We start from the raw sequence: 13,393 nt of genomic DNA on the forward strand, positions 1-13,393 counted from the left end.
GTGAGGACATGACTGAGACCACCGTCGACGAGATCGACACCGACGACGCTCCCATCGAGAGCTACACCTCCGAGTCGGCGCCGTCGCGCTTCTCGAACATCGAGGCCGCCGCGGCCACTGGCCGACGCAAGCAGGCCATCGCTCGCGTCCGCATCACGCCGGGCACCGGGCAGTGGACCATCAACGGCCGCACGCTCGACACCTACTTCCCGAACAAGGTGCACCAGCAGCTGGTCAGCTCGCCGCTGGTCGAGCTCGAGCTCACCGACCGCTACGACATCGTCGCCCGCATCGACGGCGGTGGCGTCACCGGTCAGGCCGGCGCGCTCCGGCTGGGCATCGCCCGTGCGCTGAACGCCGCCGACACCGAGAACAACCGGCCGGCGCTGAAGAAGGCCGGCTTCCTCACCCGCGACGCCCGCGTCACGGAGCGGAAGAAGGCCGGTCTCAAGAAGGCCCGCAAGGCTCCGCAGTACAGCAAGCGCTGATTTCGCGCACCTGCGCGAATTCCGCGAACGGCCCCGGGGGTGCACCAACTCCGGGGCCGTTCGCGTTACGACTCCTCCCGGCCTCACTAGGAGCACCTTCAGTGGCTCGTCTCTTCGGCACCGATGGCGTTCGCGGCCTGGCGAACTCCGATCTCACGGCCGAGCTCGCTCTCGACCTCTCCGTCGCCGCCGCCCACGTGCTGGGCGAGATCGGCGCGTTCGGCTCCGGTCGTCGCCCGGTCGCCGTCGTCGGCCGCGACCCGCGGGCGTCCGGTGAGTTCCTCGAGGCCGCCGTCGTGGCCGGCCTCGCCAGCGCCGGCGCCGACGTCCTCAAGGTCGGCGTGCTGCCCACGCCTGCCGTCGCGTTCCTCACCGGCATGCTCGACGCCGACCTCGGCGTCATGCTGTCGGCCAGCCACAACCCGATGCCCGACAACGGCATCAAGTTCTTCGCCAAGGGCGGCCAGAAGCTCGAGGACGCCATCGAGGACGCCATCGAGGCCCGGCTGCGCGAGCCGTGGAACCGGCCCACCGGCGCCGAGGTCGGCCGCGTGCACGAGCACCCGCAGGGCCTCGAGACCTACATCTCGCACATCGTGGGCACCGCGCCGGCCCGCCTCGACGGCCTGCGGGTCGTCGTCGACTGCGCGCACGGCGCCGCCTATCGCGCCGCCCCCGAGGCGCTGCGCCGCCTGGGCGCCGACGTCGTCACCGTCTGCGCCGAGCCCGACGGCCTGAATATCAACCACAACTGCGGCTCCACCCACCTCGACGTCGTCGCGGCCCAGGTGATCGCGTCCGGCGCCGACCTCGGCATCGCCCACGACGGCGATGCCGACCGGTGCCTGGCGGTCGACGCCACCGGCGAGATCGTCGACGGTGACCAGATCCTGGCCATCCTCGCGCTGGCCATGCGCGCCCAGGGGACGCTGCGCCGCGATTCCGTCGTCGCCACCGTCATGTCCAACGAGGGCTTCCGGCTGGCCATGCGCTCGGCCGGCGTCAACGTCATCGACACCGCCGTCGGCGACCGCTATGTCCTCGAAGCCATGAAGGCCGGCGGCTACAACCTCGGCGGCGAGCAGTCCGGCCACGTGGTCATGCTCGACCACGGCACTACCGGCGACGGCGTGCTCACCGCCGTCCACCTGCTCGCGCAAGTGGCCTCCACCGGCACCTCGCTGGCGGAGCTGGCCGGCGTCGTGCAGCGGCTGCCGCAGGTCCTGGTCAATGTCAAGGGCGTCGACAAGAGCCGGGTCACCGTCGACGAAGGCGTCAAGACCGCCGTCGCCGAGGCCGAGGCCGAGCTCGGCGACACCGGCCGCGTCCTCCTCCGCCCGTCGGGCACCGAGCCGCTGGTCCGGGTCATGGTCGAGGCCGCCACCCCCGAGCAGGCCGAGACCGTCGCCCGCCGTCTGGCCGCCACCGTCCAGGCCGAGCTCGCGCTCTGACGAAAACGGCTCTCCGCCCCCGATCCGTGGGTCGGGCCGTGGGGTCCGGGGGCGGGCCGAGTCTGGGCACGCCTCGATGTGCCGTGGCATGCACGTGTGGTCTGTGGATAGCCGTGATCATCAAGGATCGCCTACATCACCAGGATTTGCCGAGCCTCAATACGATTGCAGGCGTGGTGATGCTCCAGAAAACGTGGCGAGATGGAGCCACGGATCGGGTCGGAGGGCCCGAAAACCCGTTGCGGCGCCCGGGCGGCGCGAGCGAGGCTCGACGTGTGCAGATCCGACAGATGTCCGCCTCCGATGCCGACTTCGCCGCCTGGTACGAGGTGCACATCAGCGCGCGCCTTGCCGACCACCCCACCGGCCCGCAGTGGCTCGAACCCGAGCTGAAGGTCGTATACGAGGGCACCGAGCACCACGCCGCCCAGCTGTGGCTGGCCGAGGACGGCGGCAAGGCCGTCGGCGCGGCCGTGCTGGGGCTTCCGCTGCGCGACAACCTCACGCTGGCCGAGCCTGAGGTGTTCGTCCGGCCCGAGGAGTCGCGCCGGGGCATCGGCAGCGCGCTGCTGGCCACCCTCGATGAGGCGTCGAAGGCCGCGGGCCGCACCAGCCAGCTGCTCTACATCGAGGGTCCCACCGGCACCGGCCACACCTCGGGCACGGTGTTCGCCGAGAAGTACGGCTTCACCCGCCGCATGACCGAGATCAGCCGGGTGCAGCGGCCGCCGTTCGACCTCGACGGCATCGCGCGCGCCGAGGAGGAGGCCCGGCCGCACGCCGCGGGCTACCGCATCGTCACCTGGCGTGACCGCGCACCGGACGAGTACGTCGACGAGTACGCCCGGCTCGAGGGCCGCATGAGCACCGACGCGCCGCTCGGCGAGCTCGACTACGAGCCCGAGACGTGGGACGCCGCCCGCATCCGCACCGGTGAGCAACGACGCGAGCGGATGCGCCGCGCGACGTGGGTCGCCGCGGCCCTCGCGCCCGACGGCACCATGGCCGGCGTCACCGTGATCTCCGTCTCCCGCGACAGTGACGACACCGGCTTACAGGACGCCACCATCGTCGACCCTCGGCACCGCGGCCACCGGCTCGGCCTGCTGCTCAAGGCCGCGAACCTGCGCCAGCTGCTGGCCGACCGGCCCGGCGTGCAGACGGTGTGGACGTGGAACGCCGACTCCAACACGCACATGATCGCGATCAACGAGACGCTCGGCTACCAGGTCGCCGGCTGGTCGGCCGCCTACCAGCGCAGCCTCTGAGGATCGGCCGAGCACCGGCGGTGACGGGGGCCGGAGGCCCCCCCGAGCCACCGGTCCAGACCGTGACGCTGCTGGAGAGCGCGAGATCATCTCGGCCGATCCGAAATCGAGAGGGCCTGAGTGCCGGGCGGCGGCCCGGCCGCCGTCAGATCTTGCGCAGCTTGATCCGCTGCACCGAGTGGTCCGGGCCCTTCGCCAGCGTCAGTGTGGCCCGGCCGCGGGTCGGCAGGATGTTCTGCGCGAGGTTGGGGCCGTTGATGGTGTCCCAGAGCTGCTCGGCCTGCATGACGGCGGCCTCGTGGGTGAGGTCGCCGTAGCGGCGGAAGTACGACTCCGGCCGCTGGAACGCCGTCTCACGCAGCCGCAGGAACCGCTCGACGTACCAGCGGCGGATGTCCTTCGGCGAGGCGTCGACGTACAACGAGAAGTCGAAGAAGTCGCTGACCGTCAGGCCGGAGACGCCGTCTGGGCGCGGGCGGGCCGGCTGCAGCACGTTCAGGCCCTCGATCAGCAGGATGTCGGGCTGCTCGACGGTGATGTGCTCACCTTCGACGATGTCGTAGGTCAGGTGCGAGTACACCGGCGCCGTCACCACCGGCTCACCGGACTTCACCGCCGACACGAACCGCAGCAGCGCCCGCCGGTCGTAGGACTCCGGGAAGCCCTTGCGCTGCATGAGGCCCCGTCGCTGCAGCTCGGCGTTGGGCAGCAGGAAGCCATCTGTCGTGACCAACGACACCCGCGGATGTTCGGACCACCGGGCCAGCAGCACCCGCAGCAGCCGCGCCGTCGTCGACTTCCCGACCGCGACGGAGCCGGCGATGCCGATGACGAACGGGGTGCGCGCGGCGAACCCGCCGAGGAACGTCGTCGTCGCCTCGTGCAGCCGCGCTGTGGCCCGGAACCGCAGATTGAGCAGGCGCGACAGCGGCAGGTAGACGTCGCGCACCTCGTCCAGGTCGACGGCGTCGCCGAGGCCGCGCAGCTCGTCGAGCTCGGCCGCCGTCAGCGACAACGGCGTCTCGTCGCGCAGCCGCGCCCAGTCCGCGCGGGACAGGTCGACGAACGGTGAGGAGTCGCGGACAACAGTCATGATGGCCCTCATTCTGGCCGACTCGTCCTGGCGATGCGCGATCCGGGGCCGACTGCGGTTACAGTGACCGCCGTGTGCGGGATCGTGGGATACACAGGACATCGCGCAGCGCTCGACGTCGTCGTCGGGGGGCTGCGCCGGCTCGAGTACCGCGGGTACGACTCCGCGGGTGTGGCGGTCGTCGCCGACGGCGCCCTGGCCTCGGCCAAGCGGGCCGGGAAGCTGGTGAACCTCGAGAAGGCGCTCGAGGAGTTGCCGCTGCCGGTGTCGAGCACCGGGCTCGGCCACACGCGCTGGGCGACGCACGGCTCGCCGACCGACCGCAACGCGCACCCGCACCTGGACGAGTCCGGGCGGGTGGCGGTCATCCACAACGGCATCATCGAGAACTTCGCGCGACTGCGCGCCGAGCTGGAGGACGGCGGCGTCCGGTTCGCGTCTGAGACCGACACCGAGGTCGTCGCGCACCTGCTGGCCGCCGAGGTCGCCGCGGGCTCGGAGCTGGCCGACGCCATGCGCGCGGTCTGCCGCCGCCTCGACGGCGCCTTCACGCTGCTCGCCGTGCACGCCGACACTCCAGACCGCGTCGTCGCCGCCCGCCGCAACTCGCCGCTGGTCATCGGCGTCGGTGAGGGCGAGAACTTCCTCGCCTCAGACGTCTCCGCGTTCATCGCGTACACCCGCGAGGCGCTCGAGATCGGCGACGGCCAGGTCGTCGAGATCACGCCCGATGACGTCACGCTCACCGACTTCCACGGCAACGCCGTCGAGGAGAAGCGCTTCCACGTCGACTGGGACGCCTCGGCCGCCGAGAAGGACGGCTACGACTACTTCATGCTCAAGGAGATCGCCGAGCAGCCGAAGGCGGTCGCCAACACCCTGCTCGGGCGCATCGGCAAGGACGGCCTGCTGTCGCTGGACGAGATGCGGCTGTCCGACGACGAGCTGCGCGAGGTCGACAAGGTCGTCGTCGTGGCCTGCGGCACCGCCTACCACGCGGGCATGGTCGCCAAGTACGCCATCGAGCACTGGACCCGGCTGCCCTGCGAGGTCGAGCTGGCCAGCGAGTTCCGCTACCGCGACCCCGTCGTCGACCGGCAGACGCTGGTGATCGCGATCAGCCAGTCCGGCGAGACGATGGACACCCTGATGGCGCTGCGGTACGCCCGCGAGCAGGGCGCCCGGGTGCTGGCCATCTGCAACACCAACGGCGCCACCATCCCGCGCGAGTCCGACGCCGTCCTGTACACCCACGCCGGCCCCGAGGTCGCCGTCGCGTCGACGAAGGCGTTCCTCACCCAGATGATCGCCTGCTTCCTGGTCGGGCTCTACCTCGGCCAGGTCCGCGGCACCAAGTGGGGCGACGAGATCCGCTCCGTCGTCCGCGACCTCTCCGACCTGCCGGCCAAGGTCGATCTCGTCCTCGAGACGATGGAGCCGGTCCGCGAGCTCGCCCGGCTGCTGTCGAACTCGACGTCGGTGCTGTTCCTCGGCCGCCACGTCGGCTACCCGGTGGCGCTGGAGGGCGCGCTCAAGCTCAAGGAGCTCGCCTACATGCACGCCGAGGGGTTCGCCGCCGGCGAGCTGAAGCACGGCCCCATCGCGCTGGTCGAGGAGGGCGTGCCGATCATCGTCGTCGTGCCGTCGCCCAAGGGCCGCTCGGTGCTGCACGACAAGATCGTCAGCAACATCCAGGAGGTCCGCGCCCGCGGCGCCCGCACCATCGTCATCGCCGAGGAGGGCGACGAGGACGTCGTGCCGTACGCCGACCACCTCATCCGGGTGCCGGAGTGCCCGGTGCTGCTGCAGCCGGTCGTCTCGACGGTGCCGCTGCAGGTGTTCGCCTGCGAGATGGCCAGTGCCCGCGGCTTCGACGTCGACCAGCCGCGGAACCTGGCGAAGAGCGTCACGGTCGAGTAGCTCGCCTGCCGGCCGCCCGGCTCGTTCAGGACTCGCGGTCACCGTCGTCGCGGGCGGACTCGCCGATGTCGGGCGGGCCGAGGGCCTCCGTCAGTGGCCCGGCCTCGGCCGGCTTGCCCTCCGCCGTCGCAGCGATCTCGGGGTACTTGAGGTCGAACGCGGGCCGCTCACTGCGCACCCGCGGCAGTGACGTGAAGTTGTGCCGCGGCGGCGGGCACGAGGTGGCCCACTCCAGTGAGTTCGCGAAGCCCCACGGGTCGTCGGCCTGGACCTTCGGTGCGAGGCGGCTCTGCCAGACGTTCCACAGGAACGGCAGCGTCGACGCGGCCAGCACGAAGGCGAACACCGACGAGAACTGATTGAGGAAGGTGAACCCGTCGTCGGCCTCGTAGTCGGAGTAGCGACGCGGGAAGCCCTCGACGCCCAGCCAGTGGTGCACCATGAAGGTGCCGTGGAAGCCGATGAACAGCAGCCAGAAGTGCACCCTACCGAGGCCTTCGTGCAGCATCCGGCCGGTGAACTTGGGCCACCAGAAGTAGAACCCGGAGAACATCGCGAACACGACCGTGCCGAAGACCACGTAGTGGAAGTGCGCCACCACGAAGTAGCTGTCGTGCACGTGGAAGTCCAGCGGCGGCGAGGCCAGGATGATGCCGGTCAGGCCGCCGAACAGGAACGTCACGAGGAAGCCGATGGCGAACAGCATCGGTGTCTCGAACGTGATCGATCCGCGCCACATGGTGCCGATCCAGGCGAAGAACTTCAGCCCGGTCGGGATGGCGATGAGCATGGTCATGGCCGAGAAGAACGGCAGGTTCACGGCGCCGGTGGGGAACATGTGGTGCGCCCACACCGCCACCGAGAGTCCGACGATCGCGAGGGTGGCGAAGATCAGGCCCTTGTAGCCGAACAGCGGTTTGCGGCTGAACACCGGGATGACCTCGGTGATGATGCCGAAGAACGGCAACGCGATGATGTAGACCTCGGGATGGCCGAAGAACCAGAACAGGTGCTGCCAGAGGATCGGTCCGGCGGCGGTCGGGTCGAAGATGTGGGTGTCGAGGTTCCGGTCGGCGAACAGCGCGAACAGCGCGGCGGCCAGCAGCGGGAACGCGATCAGCACCAGGATGCTCGTCGCGAGGATGTTCCACGTGAAGATCGGCATCCGGAACATCGTCATCCCGGGTGCCCGCATGCCGACGATGGTCGTGATGAAGTTGACGGCGCCGAAGATGGTGCCGAAACCGCTCATCGCCAGGCCGGCGACCCAGAGGTCGCCACCCGCCGTCGGGCTGTAGACGGTGTTGTGCAGCGGCGCGTAGGCGGTCCAGCCGAAGTCGGCCGCGCCGCTCGGTGTGATGAAGCCGGCGCAGACGATCAGCCCGCCGAACACGAACAGGTAGAAGCTGAACATGTTCAGCCGCGGGAACGCGACGTCGGGCGCGCCGATCTGCAGCGGCACGATGACGTTGCCGAAGCCGATGAACAGCGGCGTCGCGAACAGCAGCAGCATGATCGTGCCGTGCATGGTGAACAGCTGGCTGTACATCTCGTCGCTGACCACCTGGCGGCCGGGAGAGAACAGCTCGGCCCGGATGAACAGCGCCAGCACGCCGCCGAACAGGAAGAACCCGAACGACGCGATCAGGTACATATAGCCGATGATCTTGTGGTCGGTCGACGTGGCCCAGCGGACGACCGCGTTGCCCTTCCGCTTCGGCCGCGTCACACCGGCGCGCGCGGCCGCGGTCCGCTCCAGGAAGGTGGTCATCGGTCGCCTCCGGGGTCGTCCGGGTCCAGCGGCTCGTCGTCGTAGGCGCCCCGGATCGGCGGATCCACCAGCCCCGTCTGGCCCGCCTCCCGGAGGGCGTCCATCTTCGCGTCGAACTCCTGCTCGGGCACCACCTCGACGTTGAACCGCATCGACTGATGGAACGGGCCGCAGAACTCCGCGCACCGCCCTTCGAAGGTGCCCTCGCGGTCGGGCGTGACCTGGTAGGCGTTCGGCTGACCTGGGAACACGTCCTGCTTCATGTAGAACTCCGGGATCCAGAACGAGTGGATGACGTCCGGTGAGCCCAGGTTGAACCGGACCATCTGACCGACGGGCAGGTACAGCGTCGGCCGGTCGTTGATGGTGCCGATCTCGTGCACGTCCTCGTCCACGTAGTTGAACGTCCACGACCACTGGTAGCCGACGACGTCGACGGTGAGATCCGGTTCGGTGCGTATGTCGGTGATCTTGTCCTGGTTGTCGATGGTGTGCCAGAACAGCGGCACGATGACGAACAGCGGTGCGAGCGTGTAGAGGAACTCGATCGGGATGTTGAACCGCGTCTGCTTCGGCAGTTCGTCGCCGCGGCGGCGGTAGGCGATGACCGCCCAGATGATCAGGCCCCACACCAGCACGCCGACCGCCAACGCGGCGATCCAGGCGCCGACCCACAAGTCACCGATCAGCGGCGCCTCCTCCGTGGCCGGCTCGGGCAGCGCCAGGCGCGACCAGTCGTCGCGCTGCTCGGCCGAGCACCCCGCCGGTGCCGCCAGCGCACCCATGAGTACGGCCGTGATGCGTACCGGTATCAGAGACCGGCCGCGTGCACGGGTCGGATGTGCCATGTCTCGAACCCCCCGGGGACTGCTACTGATGCCACACCCGCGAACGCTCCCGCGGCCTGGCGGGCTCGATACCCACCGGCGTTGCCTTCACTCCTCCGGGCCGGCCGGAATGTCGGCGGGCCGGGTCAGGCGGCGTCCGCCGGCCGGTCGAACACCGGGTGGCGGCTGCCGACCTTGCGAGCGATGACAAGGTGACCGCCCAGGAAGCCGCCGGCGCCGGCGGCAGCGGCCCCGCCCAGGCCGAGCAGCACGCCGAGCCGGTGGCGCCCCGCACGTCGTGCGGCGAACGAGCTGGAGTAGAGGGCCAGCGCGGCCGTGTTGCTCGCGGCGTGGAGCACGCCGACCCGGCGGGCGGCCCCTTCCGTCCGGCCCCACTCGGCGAGGCCGGTCACAGCGGTGGGCACCGCCGCGACGAGTCCGGCCCCGACGAGGAACCGCGCGGCCGGACGCAGCTCGCGCCGTCCCGAGAGGTCGAGCAGGGCCGCCGACGTCCACGCGCCGACGGGCACGTCGGTGAGCAACGGATGAACGGCGTGGCCCAGCCAGTGGCCGTGAAGGAGGCGCCGGCTCATGGGGGAGGAGATCAGCGCGCCGGCGACGGCTCGCAATGGCCCGTCGTACCGGTCGGCGACGGGGCTGTCCTCGAGGCGCTGGGCGATCCGGACCGCCCACGGGGACGATCCACCACGGACCGCATCGTCGGGCTGGGGAGTGAGAGCAGTGTCGGTCATCGTGGTCGCGTACCCGTTTCCGTGATCGTCACCGGTCGTCGCGACACCGCGCTCGTGCTGCCGCGGCGCCGGCGTGCGTGCCGGCCTGCGGGCTGGGTAGAGCGACGCCATGAGCCCAGCCGACGCGACGCAGCGCGCACCGCGCCGATCGCTGGTCGTCGGCGCCATCATCGGCGCGGCCGTGATGGCGGCGGTGGACGAGATCGTCTTCCACCAGCTGCTCGGCTGGCATCACTTCTACGACCGGTCGTCGAGCGACGTCGCGCTGCTGTCCGACGGTGTGCTCCATGCCGCCGAGCTCGTGCTGCTCGTGGCCGGCTTCACCCTCCTGGCCGACCTCCGGCACCGGCGCGAGCTCGTCCGCGGCCCGGCCTGGGCCGGTGTGCTGCTGGGGTCCGGGCTCTTCCAGCTGTGGGACGGACTGGTCGATCACAAGGTCATGCGGGTGCACCAGGTGCGGTACGGCGTCGATCTGCTGCCGTACGACCTGGCCTGGAACGCCGCCGGGGCGGTGCTGGTCGTGGCCGGGGCGGTGCTGGCCTGGCGTCATCGCCGCGATGCGGCACGTGGCGGCGACAGAAGCCGGGCGCAGTGATCGGCGTACTCGCCCACGGTGGGCACGACCCCGACGTCGCCTTGGTCGGCTGGTTGCCCGGCCTTCTGCTCGCCTGCGTCCTGGTCATGAGCTACCTGGTCGCCGTCGGCCGGTTCACGCGGCGCACGCTGCGGGCCTGGCCGGCAGCGAGGACGGCCGCCTTCGCCAGCGGCTCGGCGCTGATCGCGCTGGGCATCGCTCCGCCGGTCCACGCCCTCGCGGCGGCGGACCCGCGCGGCCACGTGCTCCAGCACCTGCTCCTGGGGATGTACGCGCCAGTGGCGCTCGTCCTCGCCGCCCCGATGACGCCGCTGCTCGCGGCGCTGCCGGCGCGGGCCGCCCGCGGTGTGACCTCCGTACTGCGCAGCCGCCCGGCGCGGGTCCTGACCCATCCGGTCACCGCCGGCCTGGTGACCGTCGCCGGCATGTACGCCCTGTACTTCACCCCGCTGTACGCAGCGAGTGTGCACGACCCGGTCGTCGGTTCCGCGCTGCACCTCCACGTGCTGATGACCGGCTGCGTCCTCGCCTGGTCGGTCGCCGGCCCGGATCCAGCGCCGGCCCGCCCGGGCCTGCGACTGCGTATCGGCGTCCTCGTCGGGGTGGCCGGGGCACACGCCTACCTCGCCAAGACGCTGTACGCCCGGGCCGCCACCTGGCCGACGGTGGCAGGGCACGATCGGGAGGAGATCCGGCAGGCCGCACAGCTGATGTACTACGGCGGGGACGGGGCCGAACTGCTCCTCGCCATCGCGCTGTTCACCGTCAGGCGAGCCCGCCGGGGCGGCCACAGCAGTCAGCCGAAGTCGCTGGAGAGCAGGTCCATGACGAAGCCGTCGCGGCCGGTGAGAATGCCGACCGGGCGGAAGCCCACTGCGGCGTAGCAGCGGATCGCCACCTCGTTCGTCGCGGCGGTCTCGACGACGATGCGGTGGTGGTCGCAGGCGTCGAACAGGTGCCGGGCCAGCGTGCCGACGGCGTCGCGGCCCAGGCCGCGGCCGTGGAGGTCGGGGTCGAGCAGGATCTCGATGCCGGCGTGGCGGTCGCGCGGGTTGTCGACCTCCCAGTACTGGATCAGCCCGGCGATGCGCCGCCCGGCCAGGATCGTGTACCGCGTCGTCGAGCTGTCCTCGAGCAGCCAGCCATCGCCGAGGCCGTCCGGATCCCACCACTGCTTGACCTCGGGGGTGCTGATGATGTGCAGCAGCATGGGCACGTCATCGGCGGCGACAGGGCGCAGGACGACGTGCTCGCCGGCCAATCCGCCCACGAGTGCCAATTCGCCCATAGCCGCGAGTGTAGGTCGAGCACGGCGTATCGGCATGCGGAACGCCCGGCGCCGGGGGCGTCTAGCCATATGCCGACCGCGAGGTCGCAGGCGGCAGCGAGTCCCACGAGGGAAAGGAAACTAGGGTGGTGCAGGTGATCGTGGGCGTGGGAATCGACGTCGTCGACGTGCGGCGGTTCGCCGAGACGCTGGAGCGGACGCCGGCGCTGGCGGTACGCGTGTTCACCCCCGCCGAGCGGGCCCGCTCCATCGCGTCGCAGGCCGCCCGGTTCGCCGCCAAGGAGGCGCTGGCCAAGGCGCTCGGCGCACCGGAAGGCCTGCTCTGGCACGACGCCGAGGTGGTCAGCGACGACGACGGCCGGCCCTGGTTCGAGGTGCGCGGGTCGGTCAAGGACCGCTGCGAGCTGCTGCACGTCGAGACGGTGCACCTGTCGCTGTCGCACGACGCCGGGGTCGCCTCGGCCATCGTGATCCTGGAAGGTGCCACCCGGTGATCGCCGTCCACACGGTCGAGGAGATCCGCGCCGCAGAGAAGGCGCTGATGGCCCAGCTGCCCGCCGGCGCGCTCATGCAGCGGGCCGTCGCGGGGCTGGTGACGGTGTGCGCCCGGCTGCTCGACGGGGTGTACGGGGCGCGGGTGGTCGTCCTGGCCGGCGCCGGCAGCAACGGCGGCGACGCGCTCTGGGCCGCCGCCCGGCTTGCCCGGCGCGGCGCGCACGCGCAGGCCTTCCTGCTCGCGCCAGAGAAGGCACATGCGGAGGGACTGGCGGCGTTCCGTGCGGCCGGCGGACGGCTGGTGGAGCCGGCCGGTGCCGCCGATGCGCTGGCCGAGGCCGACCTGGTGCTCGACGGCATCCTCGGCATCGGCGGGCGCGGCGGCCTGCGCGGCGACGCGGCCTTGTTGGCGGGGTTGCTGCGTGCGGGCCGCACTGCGGGCGCCGTCGTCGCCGTCGACCTGCCCAGCGGCGTCGACCCGGACACCGGCGAGACCCCTGGCGCCCACGTCATCGCCGACCACACCGTCACGTTCGGCACCGGCAAGGCCGCGCTGGTCGTCGACCCCGCGGCCGCCGCCGCCGGCGTCCTGCACCCGGTCGACATCGGACTCGAGCCGTACCTGCCGGAGCCGCGGCTGACGGTGCTCGACGACGCCGACGTCGCCGTGCTGCTGCCCGATCCCGGGCGCGAGTCGGACAAGTACTCCCGCGGCGTCGTCGGAGTGCTGGCCGGCTCCGGGCAGTTCCCCGGCGCCGCGGTGCTGGCGGTCGGCGGCGCGCTGCACGGCGGCGCCGGCATGGTCCGCTACGCCGGGCCCGAGTCCGTCGCCACCGAGGTGCGGGCGCGCTGGCCCGAGGCGATCGCCGGGCTGTCGCCTGACGCCGTCGGGCGGGTGCAGGCGTGGACCGTCGGGTCCGGGCTGGGCGACGGGCGCGGCGACGACGTCCACGCGGCCCTGGGCGCCGGGCTGCCGGTGCTGGTCGACGCCGACGGGCTGCGCTGGCTGCCGGAGCGGTTCACCGGCCCCGCGGTGTTGACGCCGCACGCCGGCGAGCTCGCCCGGCTGCTCGGCGTCGAACGGGCCGAGGTCGAGGCGCGCCGGTTGCACCACGCGCGCCAGGCGGCGCAGCGGTGGAACGCCGTCGTCCTGCTCAAGGGGTCGACGACGGTCGTGGCGGCGCCGGACGGCAGGGTCCGGGTCAACCCGACCGGGACGTCGGCGCTGGCCTCCGCCGGGACCGGCGACGTGCTGGCGGGGCTGGCCGGCTCGCTGCTGGCCGGCGGGCTGTCGCCGTTCGACGCGGGAAGCGTCGGCGCGTACCTGCACGGGCTGGCCGGGCGGCGGGCGGCAGCCTCGTCCGGGTATCCGAGCGCCGGCGACGCGCTGGCCGAACTGCCCGGCGTGGTGCGGTCCCTGCGCGGCGTTGTCGGCGGCGGCTGAC

13 protein-coding genes are annotated in these 13,393 nt (G+C 71.6%); 8 read left to right on the plus strand and 5 right to left on the minus strand.

Annotated features, from left to right (window positions below; genetic code table 11):
* The first annotated feature begins 8 nt into the window (after window positions 1–8).
* From rpsI to E1262_RS04375, 3 genes are all read left to right on the plus strand, one after another.
* A complete protein-coding gene (rpsI, locus tag E1262_RS04365; RefSeq protein WP_132101807.1) occupies window positions 9–488 on the plus strand; it encodes a 30S ribosomal protein S9 in 480 nt (159 codons plus the stop codon).
* Between the two features lie 101 nt (window positions 489–589).
* Window positions 590–1,939, plus strand: a complete 1,350-nt coding sequence (gene glmM, locus E1262_RS04370) for a phosphoglucosamine mutase (protein WP_132101808.1) — start codon at window positions 590–592, stop codon at window positions 1,937–1,939.
* Between the two features lie 290 nt (window positions 1,940–2,229).
* Window positions 2,230–3,207 (plus strand): GNAT family N-acetyltransferase, encoded by a 978-nt coding sequence (locus E1262_RS04375; protein ID WP_203453523.1) that lies wholly within the window; start codon window positions 2,230–2,232, stop codon window positions 3,205–3,207.
* A 145-nt stretch (window positions 3,208–3,352) separates the two neighbouring features.
* Here the strand turns inward: E1262_RS04375 and coaA are convergent, their stop codons facing one another.
* A complete protein-coding gene (gene coaA / locus E1262_RS04380) occupies window positions 3,353–4,300 on the minus strand; it encodes a type I pantothenate kinase (RefSeq protein WP_238992823.1) in 948 nt (315 codons plus the stop codon).
* Window positions 4,301–4,372: 72 nt separating this feature from the next.
* On the opposite strand from coaA, the gene glmS reads away from it, so the two are divergent.
* Entirely contained in the window at window positions 4,373–6,220 is a 1,848-nt protein-coding gene (gene glmS, locus E1262_RS04385; protein ID WP_132101811.1) for a glutamine--fructose-6-phosphate transaminase (isomerizing), read from the plus strand.
* Window positions 6,221–6,245: 25 nt separating this feature from the next.
* Here the strand turns inward: glmS and ctaD are convergent, their stop codons facing one another.
* From ctaD to E1262_RS04400, 3 genes are all read right to left on the minus strand, one after another.
* Entirely contained in the window at window positions 6,246–7,991 is a 1,746-nt protein-coding gene (gene ctaD / locus E1262_RS04390; RefSeq protein WP_132101812.1) for an aa3-type cytochrome oxidase subunit I, read from the minus strand.
* Window positions 7,988–8,776 (minus strand): aa3-type cytochrome oxidase subunit II, encoded by a 789-nt coding sequence (ctaC, locus tag E1262_RS04395; RefSeq protein WP_203453524.1) that lies wholly within the window; start codon window positions 8,774–8,776, stop codon window positions 7,988–7,990. The genes ctaD and ctaC overlap by 4 nt, the downstream gene beginning before the upstream one ends.
* Before the next feature lie 188 nt (window positions 8,777–8,964).
* Complete coding sequence (locus E1262_RS04400) at window positions 8,965–9,570, minus strand: DUF2231 domain-containing protein (protein WP_162605768.1); 606 nt, start codon at window positions 9,568–9,570, stop codon at window positions 8,965–8,967.
* A 109-nt stretch (window positions 9,571–9,679) separates the two neighbouring features.
* On the opposite strand from E1262_RS04400, the gene E1262_RS04405 reads away from it, so the two are divergent.
* Both E1262_RS04405 and E1262_RS04410 read left to right on the plus strand, forming a co-directional pair.
* The gene (locus E1262_RS04405) at window positions 9,680–10,165 is read left to right on the plus strand and encodes a DUF2243 domain-containing protein (protein ID WP_132101814.1); all 486 of its coding nucleotides are present in this window, start codon (window positions 9,680–9,682) and stop codon (window positions 10,163–10,165) included.
* The gene (locus tag E1262_RS04410; RefSeq protein WP_203453525.1) at window positions 10,162–11,049 is read left to right on the plus strand and encodes a cytochrome c oxidase assembly protein; all 888 of its coding nucleotides are present in this window, start codon (window positions 10,162–10,164) and stop codon (window positions 11,047–11,049) included. The genes E1262_RS04405 and E1262_RS04410 overlap by 4 nt, the downstream gene beginning before the upstream one ends.
* Here the strand turns inward: E1262_RS04410 and E1262_RS04415 are convergent.
* Complete coding sequence (locus E1262_RS04415) at window positions 10,962–11,453, minus strand: GNAT family N-acetyltransferase (protein ID WP_132101815.1); 492 nt, start codon at window positions 11,451–11,453, stop codon at window positions 10,962–10,964. The two genes, E1262_RS04410 and E1262_RS04415, sit on opposite strands and share 88 nt — an antisense overlap.
* Before the next feature lie 134 nt (window positions 11,454–11,587).
* Between E1262_RS04415 and E1262_RS04420 the strand changes: the two genes are divergently transcribed.
* Both E1262_RS04420 and E1262_RS04425 read left to right on the plus strand, forming a co-directional pair.
* The gene (locus E1262_RS04420; protein ID WP_132101927.1) at window positions 11,588–11,947 is read left to right on the plus strand and encodes a holo-ACP synthase; all 360 of its coding nucleotides are present in this window, start codon (window positions 11,588–11,590) and stop codon (window positions 11,945–11,947) included.
* The gene (locus E1262_RS04425; protein WP_132101816.1) at window positions 11,944–13,392 is read left to right on the plus strand and encodes an NAD(P)H-hydrate dehydratase; all 1,449 of its coding nucleotides are present in this window, start codon (window positions 11,944–11,946) and stop codon (window positions 13,390–13,392) included. Before E1262_RS04420 ends, E1262_RS04425 begins: the two co-directional genes overlap by 4 nt.
* Window position 13,393: the final 1 nt, after the last annotated feature.

Origin of the sequence: Jiangella aurantiaca (genome assembly GCF_004349105.1) — a bacterium.
GTDB classification, from domain to species: Bacteria; Actinomycetota; Actinomycetes; order Jiangellales; family Jiangellaceae; genus Jiangella; species Jiangella aurantiaca.

Coding starts and splice junctions, on each gene's coding strand:
- E1262_RS04415 (WP_132101815.1), bottom strand. CDS start 11,453: ATGGGCGAATTGGCACTCGTGGGCGGATTGGCCGGCGAGCACGTCGTC.
- coaA (WP_238992823.1), bottom strand. CDS start 4,300: ATGACTGTTGTCCGCGACTCCTCACCGTTCGTCGACCTGTCCCGCGCG.
- rpsI (WP_132101807.1), top strand. CDS start 9: ATGACTGAGACCACCGTCGACGAGATCGACACCGACGACGCTCCCATC.
- ctaD (WP_132101812.1), bottom strand. CDS start 7,991: ATGACCACCTTCCTGGAGCGGACCGCGGCCGCGCGCGCCGGTGTGACG.
- E1262_RS04405 (WP_132101814.1), top strand. CDS start 9,680: ATGAGCCCAGCCGACGCGACGCAGCGCGCACCGCGCCGATCGCTGGTC.
- ctaC (WP_203453524.1), bottom strand. CDS start 8,776: ATGGGTGCGCTGGCGGCACCGGCGGGGTGCTCGGCCGAGCAGCGCGAC.
- E1262_RS04375 (WP_203453523.1), top strand. CDS start 2,230: ATGTCCGCCTCCGATGCCGACTTCGCCGCCTGGTACGAGGTGCACATC.
- E1262_RS04400 (WP_162605768.1), bottom strand. CDS start 9,570: ATGACCGACACTGCTCTCACTCCCCAGCCCGACGATGCGGTCCGTGGT.